The 15,950-nt window shown below is 59.4% G+C and carries 17 protein-coding genes; 12 read left to right on the top strand and 5 right to left on the bottom strand.

The annotated features are described in order from the left end of the window. Positions 1 to 26: 26 nt before the first annotated feature. Complete coding sequence (locus tag ACP15F_RS14180) at positions 27 to 893, bottom strand: branched-chain amino acid aminotransferase (protein ID WP_424941473.1); 867 nt, start codon at positions 891 to 893, stop codon at positions 27 to 29. 187 nt (positions 894 to 1,080) lie between these two features. Between ACP15F_RS14180 and ACP15F_RS14175 the strand changes: the two genes are divergently transcribed. After that, positions 1,081 to 1,587: a MarR family winged helix-turn-helix transcriptional regulator gene (locus ACP15F_RS14175; RefSeq protein ID WP_424941472.1), complete on the top strand. Its 507-nt coding sequence runs from the start codon at positions 1,081 to 1,083 to the stop codon at positions 1,585 to 1,587. Further along, positions 1,580 to 2,281: a response regulator gene (locus tag ACP15F_RS14170; protein ID WP_424941471.1), complete on the top strand. Its 702-nt coding sequence runs from the start codon at positions 1,580 to 1,582 to the stop codon at positions 2,279 to 2,281. Before ACP15F_RS14175 ends, ACP15F_RS14170 begins: the two co-directional genes overlap by 8 nt. A gap of 7 nt (positions 2,282 to 2,288) precedes the next feature. On the opposite strand, the gene ACP15F_RS14165 is transcribed toward ACP15F_RS14170, so the two are convergent. Next, a complete protein-coding gene (locus tag ACP15F_RS14165) occupies positions 2,289 to 2,831 on the bottom strand; it encodes a hypothetical protein (RefSeq protein ID WP_424941470.1) in 543 nt (180 codons plus the stop codon). Between the two features lie 46 nt (positions 2,832 to 2,877). Here ACP15F_RS14165 and ACP15F_RS14160 point away from each other — a divergent pair, with 46 nt between their 5' ends. The 4 genes from ACP15F_RS14160 to dxs are packed head-to-tail and all read left to right on the top strand — an operon-like array spanning position 2,878 to position 6,851. Then, entirely contained in the window at positions 2,878 to 3,813 is a 936-nt protein-coding gene (locus tag ACP15F_RS14160) for a histone deacetylase family protein (RefSeq protein WP_424941469.1), read from the top strand. After that, positions 3,810 to 4,052 (top strand): exodeoxyribonuclease VII small subunit, encoded by a 243-nt coding sequence (locus tag ACP15F_RS14155; RefSeq protein WP_108858115.1) that lies wholly within the window; start codon positions 3,810 to 3,812, stop codon positions 4,050 to 4,052. Before ACP15F_RS14160 ends, ACP15F_RS14155 begins: the two co-directional genes overlap by 4 nt. Beyond that, a complete protein-coding gene (locus tag ACP15F_RS14150) occupies positions 4,053 to 4,907 on the top strand; it encodes a polyprenyl synthetase family protein (RefSeq protein ID WP_424941468.1) in 855 nt (284 codons plus the stop codon). A gap of 15 nt (positions 4,908 to 4,922) precedes the next feature. Beyond that, entirely contained in the window at positions 4,923 to 6,851 is a 1,929-nt protein-coding gene (gene dxs / locus ACP15F_RS14145) for a 1-deoxy-D-xylulose-5-phosphate synthase (RefSeq protein ID WP_424941467.1), read from the top strand. On the opposite strand, the gene ACP15F_RS14140 is transcribed toward dxs, so the two are convergent. Continuing rightward, the gene (locus tag ACP15F_RS14140; protein WP_424941466.1) at positions 6,848 to 7,681 is read right to left on the bottom strand and encodes an SDR family oxidoreductase; all 834 of its coding nucleotides are present in this window, start codon (positions 7,679 to 7,681) and stop codon (positions 6,848 to 6,850) included. The genes dxs and ACP15F_RS14140 overlap by 4 nt on opposite strands. 97 nt (positions 7,682 to 7,778) lie before the next feature. Here ACP15F_RS14140 and ade point away from each other — a divergent pair, with 97 nt between their 5' ends. The 6 genes from ade (at position 7,779) to ACP15F_RS14110 (ending at position 13,690) form a co-directional block, all read left to right on the top strand. Then, complete coding sequence (gene ade, locus ACP15F_RS14135) at positions 7,779 to 9,581, top strand: adenine deaminase (protein ID WP_424941465.1); 1,803 nt, start codon at positions 7,779 to 7,781, stop codon at positions 9,579 to 9,581. After that, positions 9,581 to 11,065, top strand: a complete 1,485-nt coding sequence (locus ACP15F_RS14130) for an AMP nucleosidase (protein WP_424941464.1) — start codon at positions 9,581 to 9,583, stop codon at positions 11,063 to 11,065. Before ade ends, ACP15F_RS14130 begins: the two co-directional genes overlap by 1 nt. Positions 11,066 to 11,251: 186 nt before the next feature. Further along, positions 11,252 to 11,539: an HU family DNA-binding protein gene (locus ACP15F_RS14125; protein WP_424941463.1), complete on the top strand. Its 288-nt coding sequence runs from the start codon at positions 11,252 to 11,254 to the stop codon at positions 11,537 to 11,539. An 81-nt stretch (positions 11,540 to 11,620) separates the two neighbouring features. Next, a complete protein-coding gene (locus tag ACP15F_RS14120; protein ID WP_424941462.1) occupies positions 11,621 to 12,496 on the top strand; it encodes a DMT family transporter in 876 nt (291 codons plus the stop codon). A 57-nt stretch (positions 12,497 to 12,553) separates the two neighbouring features. Then, positions 12,554 to 13,267 (top strand): cytochrome c biogenesis CcdA family protein, encoded by a 714-nt coding sequence (locus ACP15F_RS14115; protein ID WP_424941461.1) that lies wholly within the window; start codon positions 12,554 to 12,556, stop codon positions 13,265 to 13,267. A 12-nt stretch (positions 13,268 to 13,279) separates the two neighbouring features. Beyond that, a complete protein-coding gene (locus ACP15F_RS14110) occupies positions 13,280 to 13,690 on the top strand; it encodes a thioredoxin family protein (RefSeq protein WP_424941460.1) in 411 nt (136 codons plus the stop codon). A gap of 33 nt (positions 13,691 to 13,723) precedes the next feature. Here the strand turns inward: ACP15F_RS14110 and aroC are convergent, their stop codons facing one another. Continuing rightward, a complete protein-coding gene (gene aroC / locus ACP15F_RS14105; protein WP_424941459.1) occupies positions 13,724 to 14,833 on the bottom strand; it encodes a chorismate synthase in 1,110 nt (369 codons plus the stop codon). Positions 14,834 to 14,899: 66 nt separating this feature from the next. Continuing rightward, complete coding sequence (locus tag ACP15F_RS14100) at positions 14,900 to 15,865, bottom strand: DMT family transporter (protein WP_424941458.1); 966 nt, start codon at positions 15,863 to 15,865, stop codon at positions 14,900 to 14,902. Positions 15,866 to 15,950: the final 85 nt, after the last annotated feature.

The raw sequence follows: 15,950 nt of genomic DNA, 5'->3' as shown, positions 1-15,950 counted from the left end.
GGACGTTCACAAGGCGTTAAGAAGCGTTAGCTTCTGACGAGTTTTTCGTAGCTTTCCGAGATGTCACGGGTCAGCGCGCCCACTTCGAATTTGTAGTCACCGATCTGGCCAACAGGTGTAACTTCAGCCGCCGACCCAGTCAGCCAGCACTGTTCGAAATCGGCCAGCTCTTCGGGCATGATGTGGCGCTCGATCACGTTGATGCCTTTTTCCTTCAGCATCCCGATGACGGTCTGACGGGTCAGGCCGTTCAGGATCGCGTCGGGGATCGGGGTGTGAACCTCACCGTCTTTTACGAAGAAGACGTTCGCGCCGGTCGCCTCGGCCACATAGCCACGGTAATCCATGAACAGCGCATCCGAGCAGCCTTTGGCCTCGGCCGCGTGCTTGGACATGGTGCAGATCATGTAAAGACCAGCAGCCTTGGCTGCAGTCGGGATGGTTTCTGGCGACGGGCGTTTCCACTTGGCAATGTCCAGCTTGGCGCCTTTCATCTTGGCGTCGCCGTAATAGTCGCCCCACGCCCACGCAGCCACGGCCATACGGACCGGGTTCTTCGCGGAACTGACACCCATGTCTTCACCCGCCCCGCGCCATGCAACAACGCGCACATAGGCGTTGGTCAGGCCGTTCGCCTCGACAACTGCTTGCTTGGCGGCTTCGATTTCATCGACGGAATAGGGGATGGGCATGTCCATCATCTCGCCCGATTTCAGCAGGCGTTCCGAGTGCTTGCGGCTAAGAAAAATCTTGCCGTCATACAGGCGCTCACCTTCAAATACAGACGAAGCATAGTGCAGCGCGTGGGTCAGAATGTGGACGTTCGCATCGCGCCAATCGACCAATTGGCCGTCCATCCAGATCTTGCCGTCGCGATCATCATATCCGCTCATGTTTCCGTCCTTTCCAGTTCTGTGCCACGGGACCGCCCCGCAGTATTTTTGCAATTGTTGCGCATTATTGGTCCGCTTCGGACATAATATTTCGCGAAATCCGCAAATCGCTAACAATTGATTCTTGGAAAGTCAACAACACTGACATAAAACTGGAAACTGTAACATGATTTGTGATGAGGGCGTCATGAGTGAGCGGCAGCCCCACGGCGGGCAAAGCCTACTGTTCCTAACGGACGAGCAATTGCGCAAGGGCATCGAAGCGATGTTCTTTGCCTATCGCGGCTTCACCGCTGATCCGGATCGTATTCTGAACAAGTATGGATATGGCCGCGCCCATCACCGCGCGCTGCATTTTGTCAGCCGCACACCGGGCACGACGGTAAACAATCTGCTGTCCATTCTTGGCGTGACCAAACAGTCTCTGAACCGCGTATTGCGGACTTTGATCGAAGATGAACTGGTCGAAAGCCGCGTCGGCACCCGTGACAAGCGCGAGCGGCATCTGTTTTTGACCGACAAGGGTGCCGCCCTAGAACAAGAGCTGTCTGACGCCCAGCGCGAACGGATGCGCCAAGCCTATCGCGAAGCCGGGCCAGAGGCCGTACAGGGCTTCCGTACCGTGCTAGAAGCAATGATGGACCACGACATGCAGCGCCATTTCACTCGGATGAAGGATAGCAGAAATGACTGAGGCACCCGAGGCACATCTTCTGATCATCGACGATGACGAACGCATTCGCGGACTGCTTCAGAAGTTTCTGGTGCGCAATGGGTTCTGGGTTAGCGCAGCGCGTGATGCGGCCCATGCGCGACGCCTGTTGGCCGGGTTGGATTTCGATCTGATCGTCACCGATGTCATGATGCCGGGCGAAGACGGGATCAGCCTGACCCGATCACTGCGCGAGACCCTTACCACACCGATCTTGCTCCTGACCGCCAAAGGCGAGACCGAGGACCGCATCAAGGGGCTCGAGGCAGGCGCCGACGACTATCTTGCGAAACCGTTCGAGCCCAAAGAGCTTCTGCTACGGATCAACGCCATCCTGCGGCGCGTGCCCGCCACGACCGAGGATGCCAGCCCGAAATCGCTGACCTTGGGTGATAAGACCTATGACATTGAACGGGGCGAGCTTTGGTGCGGCGAGGAGTTGGTGCGCCTGACCGCGACAGAAAACCAGTTGATGAAGATCTTCTCGGCCACGCCTGCTGAACCGGTCAGCCGCGCCTCCTTGGTGGAACAGCTGGGCCGCGATCAGGGGCAGGCGCAAGAACGCGCCGTGGATGTGCAAATCACCCGTCTGCGCCGCAAGCTCGAGGCCGATCCGAAGCAGCCGCGCTATCTGCAAACAGTGCGCGGGGCGGGATACATGCTGGCGCCAGATTAAGAGCCGCTTAGTCGAACAGCGCCCCGCATTCTGGCGGCATTTCGTAAAGCCAGTCCTGAACGGCAAAGGCTGGGGTCGAGACGGATATCATTCGCGTCGCGTCGTCCTGCCCAATCGCAACTTCGCCCTTCCCGGTGAGCAGGTTCAGATCACAACTGCCGATATCATCCAGGTTCAGGGTGTCATACCAGCGATACGTGTAGCCGACGACCCTCATCGCATCGTCCCGCCAGGCAAGCGTATGGATCTGCTCCCAACGGTTCCGACCAATTGAACTGTTGTGAGACATTATCTGAAGCGAACCACGTGGGGTGATCATCAGCGACGGCTTCTGACCAATTCCGCCAACCCAGATAAGGTTCTGCAGCCAAATTGTTTGCAGTCCATCCCCCAACTTCAAAAGAAGGTCGGCTTGGCCAAAGTCCCCAAAATCAATCAGCGCCACATGATCCGCAATGCCATCGGCGTTGAAATCGCCGGTGACTTGGGTCGAAAAACCTTCAGCCGCTGCCGGGGATGCGGCCAATAGAAACGGTATGATCCAGCGCATGGGAACCTCTCTTGTTGTTGTGTCAGTATTGCCCTAGCGTCGCGCCATGACAACGCTGCTTTACACCCATCCCGTTAGCTTCGACCACGTCACGCCGCCCGGCCACCCCGAACAGGTGGCACGGTTGGAGGCGATCGAAACCGCCCTGTCCGCCCCCCACTTTCAGTCTCTAGTCCGGCCCGAACCGCCGGTTGCCTCCTTGGACCACGTGCGCCTTGGACATTCCCGTGCCTATTTCGAGCGGATCGAGAATGCACAGCCCGTCGAAGGCTGGGCGCAGCTGGATGGCGACACGTTCATGGCCCCCGGTTCGTTCGAAGCTGCCCTGCGCGCGATCGGCGGAAACGTGGACGCCGTGGACCGCGTGATGGCAGGTGAAGCGCAGAACGCATTTGTCGCCTGTCGCCCGCCAGGTCACCACGCCGAGAAAGCCATGCCGATGGGGTTCTGCCTGTTCTCAACCATCGCCATTGCCGCTATTCACGCGGCCAACGCGCATGGGCTGGATCGTGTGGCGGTGTTGGATTTCGACGTCCACCACGGCAACGGCACGCAGGATGTGCTGTGGCATGAAAGCCGGGTGCGATTTGTGTCCTCCCACCAGATGCCGCTTTATCCCGGATCCGGTGGCCTTCACCAAAAAGGCGCGTTTGGACAGGTGCTTAACCTACCTCTGAAAAGCGGCACCGGTGGCGCAGAAATGCAAGATGCTTGGGAGCGTGTGTTGACCGACGAGATCGAGCCCTACGCCCCCCAACTTGTGCTGGTATCCGCCGGGTTTGATGCCCACAGGCGCGATCCTCTGGCCAATCTGCACTGGGAGACCGAGGATTTCGCATGGCTGGCGCATCGCATCTGCGATCTGGCGGATAAATGCTGTGATGGGCGGGTGGTATCGTCGCTTGAGGGCGGTTATGATTTGGAAGCCCTTGGCGACAGCGTCGGGGCCTATATCAACGTGATGATGGAGCGCGGCGCATGAGCGACAAACCAGTAAGCGAAATGTCCTTTGAAGAGGCCATGCGGGAACTCGAGGCCGTCGTGGGCCAGCTGGAACGCGGTGACGTGGCGCTTGAGGATTCGATCAAGCTGTATGAACGCGGGGCCGAGCTGAAGGCGCGCTGCGAAACCAAGCTGAAAGAGGCCGAAGAAAAGGTCGCTGCGATCACCTTGGACAAAAACGGCGAGCCAAGCGGCACCACTCCTGTCGAAGGGCTGTAAATGTTCAAGACACGTCTGGACGACACGGCGCGCGCCGCGCGGGCGCATCTGCACGCAGCGATTTCCGACAAGGGCGCCCTGGCCGAACCGATGCGCTATGCCACGGCGGGCGGCAAGGGTCTGCGCGCCTTTTTGGTGATGGAAGGCGCACGTATTCACGGCGTTTCCGAATCCCGCGCACTGTGGCCCGCGGCCGCAATCGAAGCAATCCACGCCTATTCTCTGGTGCATGACGACATGCCCTGCATGGATGATGACGACCTGCGGCGCGGCCTGCCGACCGTGCACAAGAAATGGGACGATGCCACTGCCGTTCTGGTTGGCGATGCCCTGCAAACGCTGGCATTCGAACTGCTGACCCATGACGACGTGGGCGAGGCCCGCGTTCCGCTGGTATCATCGATGGCACGCGCTGCCGGGCAGCTGGGCATGGTGCATGGACAGGCGCTGGATATTGCCGCCGAGACCGCCGAGACCCCACTGAACTTGGACCAGATCACTGAGCTTCAGGCCGGTAAAACCGGTGCGCTGATCCGTTGGTCTGGTGAAGCAGGCGCCATGTTGGCCGGGGCAGATATCGCCCCAATGCGCGACTATTCCACCGCGCTTGGGCTGGCCTTTCAGATCACCGATGACATTCTGGACGTCGAAGGCGATGCCACCGCTGTTGGAAAGGCCGTGGGCAAAGATGCAGACGCAGGCAAAGCCACTTTCGTTTCGCTTTTGGGACTGGAAGCGGCAAAGACCCGCGCAAAAGAGCTTGTAGAACAAGCCTGTGATGCACTTTCCCCCTATGGTGAGGATGCCGATACCTTGCGAGAGGCCGCGCGCTTCGTTATCCAGCGTGACAGATAGGCAAACGGGGCATTTATGTCTGACCGACCCGAAACACCCATTCTGGACCGCGTAGCAGTCCCCGCCGACATGAAATCCTTGTCGGACCGCGAGCTTGAGCAGCTGGCCCATGAAGTCCGGGCCGAGACGATCTCGGCCGTGTCTGAAACCGGCGGGCATCTGGGCGCAGGTCTGGGCGTCGTTGAGCTGACCGTGGCGCTGCACGCCGTGTTTGACGCCCCCAAAGACCGCATCGTCTGGGACGTCGGCCACCAATGCTATCCCCATAAGATCCTGACCGGACGTCGTGATCGCATCCGCACCCTGCGCTGTGAAAGTGGCTTGTCGGGCTTCACCAAGCGCTCGGAAAGCCCATTTGATCCATTCGGGGCTGGGCATAGCTCGACCTCGATTTCCGCGGCCCTCGGCTTCTCGGTCGCCCGCGACCTAGGCGGAGCACCCGAACACGGGATCGGCGACGCGGTTGCCGTGATCGGTGACGGGTCGATGTCCGCCGGCATGGCGTTCGAAGCGATGAACAACGCAGGTCACCTGAACCGCCGCCTGTTCGTGATCCTGAACGACAATGACATGTCGATCGCCCCGCCGGTCGGTGCGCTGTCCAGCTATCTCAGCCGTCTTTACGCCGAAGAACCGTTTCAAGAGCTGAAAGCCGCCGCCAAAGGCGCGGTCAGCCTACTGCCCGAACCCTTCCAGGAAGGCGCACGCCGGGCCAAGGAAATGGTGAAATCCATGACCGTTGGCGGCACCCTGTTCGAGGAACTGGGCTTTTCTTACGTTGGCCCCATTGACGGCCACGACATGGAAAGCCTTCTGTCGGTCCTGCGCACCGTCCACGACCGCGCCACCGGCCCGATGCTGATCCATGTGATCACCAAAAAGGGCAAGGGCTATGCCCCCGCCGAGGCGGCGCGCGACCGCGGTCACGCCACTGCGAAATTCGATGTCGCCAGCGGCAAGCAGCACAAAGCGCCCTCGAACGCACCTAGTTATACCTCGGTCTTCGGCAAGGAACTGGTGAGGCTGGCCGCCGAGGACGACAAGGTCTGCGCCGTCACCGCCGCGATGCCGGACGGTACTGGGCTGAACCTGATGGCGGAACGTTATCCCTCGCGCTGCTTTGACGTCGGTATTGCCGAACAACATGGCGTGACTTTCGCCGCGGCGCTGGCCGCAGGTGGCATGAAGCCCTTCTGTGCGATGTATTCCACCTTCCTGCAGCGTGGGTACGACCAGGTTGTGCATGACGTCGCCGTCCAGCGCCTGCCCGTGCGCTTTGCCATCGACCGCGCCGGACTGGTGGGTGCCGATGGCGCGACCCATGCTGGGTCGTTTGACATCGCCTTCTTGGCCAACCTGCCCGACATGGTGCTGATGGCCGCCGCCGACGAGGCCGAGCTGATGCACATGATCGCAACGGCCCATTCGATCAACGACCGCCCTTCGGCCTTCCGCTATCCGCGTGGCGAGGGTGTGGGTGTCGAGCTGCCGGAAAAAGGCGAAGTGCTTGAAATCGGCAAAGGCCGCGTGATCCGCGAAGGCTCGCGCGTTGCAATCCTGTCCTTTGGCACCCGCTTGTCCGAAGTCGAAGCTGCCGCCGAAGCTCTATCCGCGCGAGGCATCACGCCTACCGTGGCCGACGCCCGGTTCGCCAAACCGCTGGATCGCGAACTGATCCTGTCGCTGGCTGAAAATCACGAAGCCCTGATTACCATTGAAGAAGGCGCCGTCGGTGGATTTGGAAGCCATGTGGCACAGCTTCTGGCGGAAGAAGGCGTGTTCGACACCGGCCTAAAGTACCGTTCCATGGTGCTGCCGGATACGTTCATCGACCATGCCTCACCGACACGGATGTACGAGGAAGCCAAGCTGTCCGCCAAGGACATCGAAGCCAAAGTGCTCGACGTTCTGGGTGTGGCGCAGATCGGTGAAAAGCGAGCCTAATCCTCGGCTTTTAGCAACGCAACCAGCCCGTCCTGATAGGTCGGATAGCGCAGCTTGACCCCCAACTCGTCCTTGATCCGGTCGTTCCGCACCCGTTTCGATTCCGCGTAGAAACTGCGCGCCATTGGGGTCATTTCGGCGGTCTCGAAATCCTCGGCGGGAGGGATGGGCAAGCCCAGCAACTCCGCTGCATAGGCCAACACATCCTCGGGCGGGGCGGCGTTGTCGTCGCAAAGGTTATAGATCCTACCCGGATTCGGTTGCGCGATCGAGGCTGCTAGCACCTGCGCGATATCCGCGACATGAATGCGCGAAAACACCTGATCCTTCTTGATGATCCGCCGCGCGGTCCCCTTGCGCACTTTGGAAAACGGACCGCGTCCGGGGCCATAGATGCCTGCCAGCCGGAAGATATGCAGAGGCAGCCCCGCCTTCTCCGCCAGCGCTTGCCAGTCTGCTTCGGCCTGAACACGCAATTTGCCCCGTCGTGTGGACGGCGCAAGCGGCGTGTCCTCGTCGACCCATCCGCCTTGATGGTCGCCATAGACCCCGGTCGTCGACAGATAGCCGACCCACTCTAGTTGAGGGGCGAGAGCCATAACTGCGTCTCTAATCCGGCGCAAAACGGGGTCTCCGTCCCCATCAGGGCCGGCCGAGATCAGAAGATGCGTTGCCTGAGACACCGGTTTGGAGATGTCCGACCCCGGCCATTGGATCACATCCGGCCCCGCCTCGCGTGAGGTTCCGATAACGGTGAAGTCGGCGGGCAACTCAGCCGCCAATGCGCGTGCCGAATAGCCGTATCCAAATACAAAGAGTGTCTTTTTCATGCACGCAGTATCGCCGCCACCGCGCGATTTGAAAGGGCAAAATCACCGGCCCCGGATAGGGGGTTGCGCTAACAGAAGATTTCGGAACAATTGGTCCATGGAAAGACCAATTCTTAAATCTTGGCCCGAAAGTGCGACGCGATTGATTGCCGTCGCCGCCGGGCGTGAAGCAGCAGACACCGTAATTCAAGGCGGCCGCGTGGTGAATGTGCACACGCGAGAGGTACTGGACTGGCAAGTCGCGATAGCCGATGGGCGATTTGCCTATGTCGGCCCAGATGCCAGCCACTGCATTGGCCCAGAGACACAAGTGATCGACGCTGGTGGGCAGTACCTGATCCCCGGTCTGTGTGACGGGCATATGCATATCGAAAGCGGGATGCTGACCCCTGCCGAATTCGCCCGCGCCGTCATCCCCCACGGCACCACCACCATGTTCACCGACCCGCACGAGATCGCGAATGTGCTGGGGTTGGAAGGCGTGCGGTTGATGCATGATGAGGCTCTAATCCAGCCGATTAACATCTATACGCAGATGCCGTCCTGCGCGCCATCTGCGCCGGGGCTCGAGACCACAGGCTTCGAAATCACCCCTGATGACGTGGCCGAGGCGATGAACTGGCCTGGCATCATCGGGCTGGGCGAGATGATGAATTTCCCCGGTGTGATCCATAGCGATCCCAAAATGTTGGCGGAAATGGCGGCGACCCAGAACGCGGGCAAAACCATCGGCGGGCACTACGCCAGCCCCGATCTTGGCCCGAATTTCCACGCCTATGCGGCGGGCGGGCCTGCGGATGACCACGAAGGCACCTGCGAGGCCGACGCGATTGCCCGTGTCCGTCAGGGAATGCGGTCAATGATGCGGCTGGGCTCGGCTTGGTTTGACGTGGAAAAACAGATCACCGCCGTGACTGAAAAAGGTCTGGATCCGCGCAACTTCATCATCTGCACTGACGATTGCCATTCCGGCACGCTGGTCGAGGAAGGCCACGTGAACCGCGCCCTGCGCTATGCCATCAGCTATGGCTGTGACCCTTTGGTCGCGCTTCAGATGGCGACGATCAACACCGCCACCCATTTCGGGTTAGAACGTGAATTAGGCTCTATTACACCCGGAAGGCGCGCCGATGTGATCTTTACCGATGATCTAACCACCCTGCCGATCAACCGCGTTTTCGCCCGTGGTGTCAGTGTGGCGGAGGCCGGGAAGATCACCGTGGACTGTCCGCATCTGGACTGGCCGGATCATGCGAAGGCCACCATGCATATGGGCAAGACCATCGTGTCTGATGATTTCATTGTGGAAGCTCCTGAGGGGGCGAATTCGGTCACGGCTAAAGTCATCGGTATCGTCGAGAACCAAGCTCCCACAAAGGCGTTGACCCGAGACCTTTCGGTATCAGACGGCATCGTTCAGACCGACGAAGCGCAGGACGTGGCGCAGGTTGCGCTGGTTGAGCGCCACAAAGGCACGGGCGGTGTGGTCAATGGGTTCGTGAACGGGTTCGGATACACCGGCCAGATGGCCATGGCATCCACTGTTGCCCATGATAGCCATCACATGATTGTTGTCGGAACCTCGCATGACGACATGGCGCTGGCCGCCAACCGTCTGGCCGAGGTCGGCGGCGGTATGTGTGTCTATCAAGGCGGAAAAGAGCTGGCGTTGGTCGAACTACCCGTCGCGGGCCTGATGTCCGACGCCCCCGCAACCGAGGTCGCCGAAAAGGCCAAAAGCATCATTGACGCGATGGAGACCTGCGGCTGCACCTTGAATAATGCCTCGATCCAACACAGTTTCTTGGCCTTGGTTGTCATCCCCGAGTTACGGATCTCTGATTTGGGATTGGTGGATGTGACGAAATTCGAACTGACCGATTTGTTGAAGGAAAATTAATGACCCCCAGCGCACCCTCTATCCCCGTGGTTAGCCCCGGCGGCGGCGCCTATCAGGTGTTTACCGACCCCAAAGCCGCGGTGGACGAGCTGAAATCGCTTTATGAAAAGGCCTGCACCTTTCTGTGCGAAACGTTCGAGCAAAACGCCAGCGGCGCGCAGCCGCCAAGCCGCTTTCGTGCGTTTTACCCCGAGATTCGCCTGACTACGACCAGCCACGCGCAGAAGGACAGCCGTCTAAGCTTTGGCCACGTGTCAGCCCCCGGCACCTATGCCAGCACGATCACCCGCCCGGACCTGTTCGAGAACTATCTGGAACAGCAGATCGCGCTGTTGATGCAGAACCACGGCGTGCCAGTGCAGGTTGGCTATTCGACCACGCCGATTCCCGTGCATTTCGCTGTGTCACGCAACCCGGACATCACCGTACCGCAAGAAGGCGCGATGACTTATCCGCTGCGGGATGTCTTCGATGTGCCCGATCTGTCGACCACAAATGACGACATCGTAAACGGCGTGGCCGAGCTTGATGACAGCGGCGCTGGTCCCTTGGCTCCGTTCACGGCCCAACGTGTGGACTATTCCCTTGCGCGCCTGTCGCACTACACCGCGACCATGCCCGAGGATTTCCAAAACCACGTTCTGTTCACCAACTATCAGTTCTATGTCGAAGAGTTCGAGGCCTATGCTCGCCAGATGCTGGCCGATCCCGACAGCGGATATGATGCCTTTGTCGGGCCGGGCTATTACCGGATTACGAAAGAAGACGAAGATCTTCCGACCCCAGCCAAACTGCCGCAAATGCCAAGCTATCACCTGACCCGCCCAGACGGATCAGGCATCACGTTGGTCAACATCGGTGTCGGCCCCTCGAATGCGAAAACCGCGACCGATCATATTGCGGTTCTTCGCCCCCATGCGTGGCTGATGGTTGGTCACTGCGCCGGGTTGCGCAACAGCCAGCGCCTTGGCGATTTCGTGCTGGCCCACGCCTATCTGCGCGAAGACAAGGTGTTGGATGATGATCTGCCGATCTGGGTGCCGATCCCGCCGCTGGCGGAAATCCAGATCGCGCTGGAAAAAGCCGTGGCACAGATCACCGAGTATGAAGGCTATGACCTGAAGCGCATCATGCGGACCGGCACCGTCGCGACGCTTGATAACCGCAACTGGGAACTGCGCGACCAGCGTGGGCCCGTTCAGCGCTTGTCCCAATCCCGCGCCATTGCGCTGGATATGGAAAGTGCCACCATCGCCGCCAACGGTTTCCGCTTCCGCGTCCCCTATGGCACGCTGCTCTGTGTCTCGGATAAACCTCTGCATGGAGAGCTGAAATTGCCCGGCATGGCGTCCGATTTCTACAAGACGCAGGTAGCGAGACATTTGCAGATCGGAATTCATGCGATGGAGACCCTGCGCGACATGCCGATCGAACGTATACACAGCCGGAAATTGCGTAGCTTCGAAGAAACGGCGTTCCTGTAAATCCGGAGCTAATCGCCCTTTGGCGGTAATTTCGAACCTGACCCAGGGGAAGCCACGCTATTTTTTGGCGAAAAAGCGCTATTTCCTAGGAAAATAGGGGCAACTAACGATTGTGTCGCCCTGCTACATACAGTTAAATGCCCGCAATGAAGCCCAATAAATGGGCAATTGTGAGGAGTGTTATACATGTCGAAACCGATGACCAAGACCCAGCTGGTAGCCGCTCTGGCTGAAGAAATGGGTTCGGACAAGAAGTCCGCCGCAGGTGCCCTGGAAGGTATCATCAACATCATCACCAAAGAAGTATCGGGTGGTGGTGCTGTGACTCTGCCCGGCGTTGGCAAAATCTATTGCCGCGAGCGTCCGGCACGCATGGTTCGCAACCCCGCCACGGGCGAGCAGATCCAGAAAGAAGCCGACAAGGTTGTTAAGATGACCATCGCCAAAGCGCTGAAAGACAGCGTAAACGGCTGATCTGGTCACATGGGGCCTTGCCCCGCTGCCAGAATTCGGAAAGGGTCGCCAAATTGGCGGCCCTTTTCTATTGGAGACGACATGGACCTGCGCGCAATCTTCATGGGGCTGGCGTTTGCCTTGATGTGGAGCTCGGCCTTCACCTCGGCGCGGATCATCGTCTCCGACGCGCCGCCGCTCTATTCCCTGTCTCTCAGGTTTCTGATCTCGGGCCTACTGGGCGTCATCATCGCGCGCGCATTGGGGCAAAGCTGGCAGCTAACCCGGAACCAGTGGCGGGCCGTCATCATTTTCGGATTTTGCCAAAACGCGCTGTATTTGGGTCTAAATTTCGTCGCCATGCAGTGGATTGAAGCCGGGCTGGCCTCGATCATCGCATCCACCATGCCCTTAATGGTAGCCTTTGCTGGCTGGACCCTGTTGGGGGACCGATTGCGTCCGATGGCTGTCGCGGGTTTGCTTGCAGGGATCATCGGCGTGGCACTGATCATGGGATCGCGTCTATCAGGTGGCGTAGACATCACAGGCGTCATTCTGTGCTTTGTCGCGGCTGCCGCGCTGACCGCCGCAACCCTATCGGTGCGCACGGCTTCCTCTGGCGGCAATTTGATGATGATTGTCGGTTTGCAAATGTTTATCGGGGCCGGCGCTCTGTTCATCGCAGCCCTGTTCTTGGAAAGCCCGGAATTCACACCAAACCTGCGCCTTGCAGCAGCGTTCAGCTATACCGTTCTTGTTCCCGGTCTTATGGCCACTTGGGTTTGGTTTACTTTAGTCGGCCGAATTGGAGCAATCAAAGCTGCCACCTTCCACTTCCTGAACCCATTTTTTGGCGTTGCAATTGCGTGGCTGCTATTGGGCGAAGCGCTAAGTGTCGTGGACTTTATCGGCGTGGCCATCATCACCGCCGGTATCCTTGCTGTGCAGCTTTCGAAACAAAACCCCACAGAGACGTGAAGCCGCTTGCCTGCTTCGTGAGATGACTTTCGCGGCGATATCCAACACATTCCAAGCATGGAACTTGTCTTTGGATATTTTGCCGGGCTTCTGACCCTAATTAACCCCTGCGTATTGCCGGTGTTGCCCATCGTGTTGGCCACGGCATTACAGGCCAGCCGCTTTGGCCCCTTGGCAGTCGCTGCCGGGATGAGCGTTTCTTTCGTCACGCTTGGCCTTCTGGTCACAGTGCTGGGGTATACGATCGGCCTGACCGAGGACATGGTCGCCCGCGCCGGTGCCATCCTGATGGTGGGCTTTGGCCTGATTCTGATGACCCCTGTCCTGTCCGAACGCTTCGCCACCGCAACGGCGGGTGTCTCGACCCAAGCCGACACGACACTGGATGACGTGAACCGGAACGGTCTGTCGGGTCAGTTTCTTGGCGGCATGTTGCTTGGCGCGGTCTGGAGCCCTTGTATCGGTCCAACTCTTGGCGGGGCGATCTCGCTGGCCTCGCAAGGCAAATCCATCCCGTGGGCCGCTGCCATCATGGTGACTTTCGCATTAGGCGTGTCCACGATCATCATCGTTCTGGGCTATGGCGCACGTTCCGCAATCATGCGCAGACAGGCTCTAATGCGGCGGATTGCGCAGAAATCGCGCCCGATCATGGGCGTGATCTTCGTCGCCGTCGGCACCGCCATCCTGTTCCGCTTTCACCACACCCTTGAAGCCTGGGCAGTGCAGATCCTGCCCGCCTGGCTGAATGACTTTTCTGTATCCCTCTGAAAGGAGATAACCATGAACCGCCGAGACTTCCTGTCCCTCACCGCCGCCGTATCGCTTGTGCCCGCGTTGGCCCGCGCAGGCTCTATGGACTATTCCCGCGGCCTAGTTACTCAAGCGCTGGAAAACGGGGAAACCGTGTTTCTAGACTTCAAAGCCAGCTGGTGCTCGACCTGCGCGGCGCAAGAACGCGTAATCAAAGCCTTGAAGGCCGAGAACCCCGCCTATGACGAGGCGATCACATTTATCGATGTCGACTGGGACAAGTATGGAAAGTCGAAACTGGCCCGTTCCCTGCGCATCCCGCGTCGGTCAACACTGGTTGTCCTGAAAGGCGAGGACGAGCTGGGGCGCATCGTGGCGGGCACGTCGAAAGCCGACATCAAGGCATTGATGGATACGGCGCTGACCGCCGCCACAGCCTGACCTCAGAAACTTGGATCGGCTAGGGAAAACGCCTTAGCCGATCTGGCCGCGCGGGCCTTCGCCAATCTGCGCACGATGGAGCATCAGGTGATCCAGAATCACGCAGGCTGCCATGGCCTCGCCCACAGGTACGGCACGGATGCCGACACAAGGGTCGTGGCGGCCCTTAGTAATCACCTCAATTGCCTCACCCGTTTTGGTGATCGACTGGCGCGGTGTCAGGATCGAGCTGGTCGGCTTTACGGCGAAACGCACAACGATATCCTGACCCGACGAGATACCGCCGAGAATACCGCCTGCATGGTTAGAGGAAAAGACTGGCTTGCCATCATTTCCAAGGAAGATTTCGTCCGCATTCTCGGTTCCGCGCAGGCCTGCTGCGGCCATACCTTCGCCAATCTCAACGCCCTTCACGGCGTTGATCGACATCATCGCAGCAGCCAGATCTGTGTCTAACTTGGCATAAACTGGCGCACCAAGGCCAACGGGTGCGCCGCGCACGACGACCTCAATCGCTGCGCCGACGCTATCATTTTCCTTCACGCGCAGGTGTTGCAGATAGTCTTCCCATTCCTGCACCGCGCTGGCATCCGGCAGCCAGAATGCGTTGGTGTCGATGGTATCCCAATCGAACTTCGAGCGATCCAGATGCTTCTCGCCCATCTGGGTCATATAGCCCTTGATCTCCAACCCGGGAACGAGCGCTTTCAGCGCTTCGCGCGCTACGCCCCCAGCCGCCACACGCGCTGCCGTTTCGCGGGCCGACGACCGACCTCCGCCACGCGGATCGCGGATGCCGTATTTCTGCCAATAGGTGATGTCGGCATGACCGGGGCGGAAGGTCTTTTCGATCTCGCCATAGTCTTTCGAACGCTGATCCGTGTTCTCGATCATCAGCTGGATCGGCGTACCTGTGGTCTGACCCTCATACACACCCGATAGGATGCGCACCTGATCGGGCTCGTTCCGTGCCGTGGTGTTTTTGTTCTGACCCGGACGGCGTTTGTCCAGCCAGACCTGCAGCATCTCGGCCTCAAGCGGCACACCGGGGGGGCACCCGTCGACGGTCGCACCCAAGGCAGGTCCGTGGCTTTCACCCCAAGTGGTGACGCGGAAAATATGACCAAAGCTGTTCATCGACATGGGCGCGCTCCTTCATTCCCCAGCGTGATAGCGAAGGGGGAAACGAAAGGGAAGCGCCCCAAGGTGTCAGGTTTCGCTTTGTTCGCGCCTGCGATGTTTTGGTTTCGGAGAAGGACCGGCATCGTAACGCGGGTTCGGGTTGCGCAGGATCGGGTTGCGGACCGACACGGACGGACGGCTTTCCCGCCAGACGATGAACACGCCCGAGGCGATGATCACCGAAGCACCGACGCCCACCCACATGTCCGGCAGTTCGTTGAAGAACAGAGCGCCGAAAGCTGTGGCCCACAGGATCTGGCTGTACTGAGTCGGGGCGACCACGGCAGCCGGAGCCGCGCGATAGGCCGCAATGATCATCATCTGCGCAAAGACAGACATGACACCCACGCTGGCGGATAGGCCCAGATCCACAATCTGCATCGGTACATAGACGAAAGGCAGGATCAGCCCCATGGCCAAGATTGACGACAGCATCGGGTACAGGATCATCACAGCGGTGCGTTCTTCGCCCCCGATCTTGCGCATGATGATCGATCCAAGCGCCGAACAGAAGGCTGCGATCAAACCGCAGACATGGCCGAAAGTAATGACCGTGACGCCGGGCCGAAGCACGATCAGAACGCCGATCAAACCGACAACCACCGCCGCCCAACGCTGTCCGCGCACGGGTTCGCCCAGAAGCCAAGCAGACATGGCCGTAATCAGAAGGGGCGTCGCGAAGAGAAGCGCATAGACCTCGGCCAGGGGAAGAACGGTAAAGGCGTAGAACGCCGCAGACATTGCGATCACCGTGGTCGCCGAGCGTATCAAGATCAGCCACGGGTGATGCGGGCGGAAATTGTCCACCTGACGGTCGGCCAGCATCATCACTGCCATCGGAACGAAGGCAAACAGCATCGCGAAGAAGATGATCTGGAACACGGCAAACTGAGCGCCGAGCAGTTTGATCACAGCGTCATGGGTTGCAAATAGCCCGAAAGCAGCAAACGCAAAGCCAAGCCCGCGCAGGGGGGATTGAGATGTGTCCGACATGGACCGCTCCGAAACTGAAAGTGTTAGCGATCACATCGCTGATTGTTGCGCGTGGGTCAAGGGCAGGGATGCTATGCTTTTTTGC

It is taken from the genome of Aliiroseovarius sp. S253 (assembly GCF_049800855.1).
Classification (GTDB): domain Bacteria; phylum Pseudomonadota; class Alphaproteobacteria; order Rhodobacterales; family Rhodobacteraceae; genus Aliiroseovarius.
This window is presented reverse-complemented; position numbering and strand designations above follow the sequence as displayed.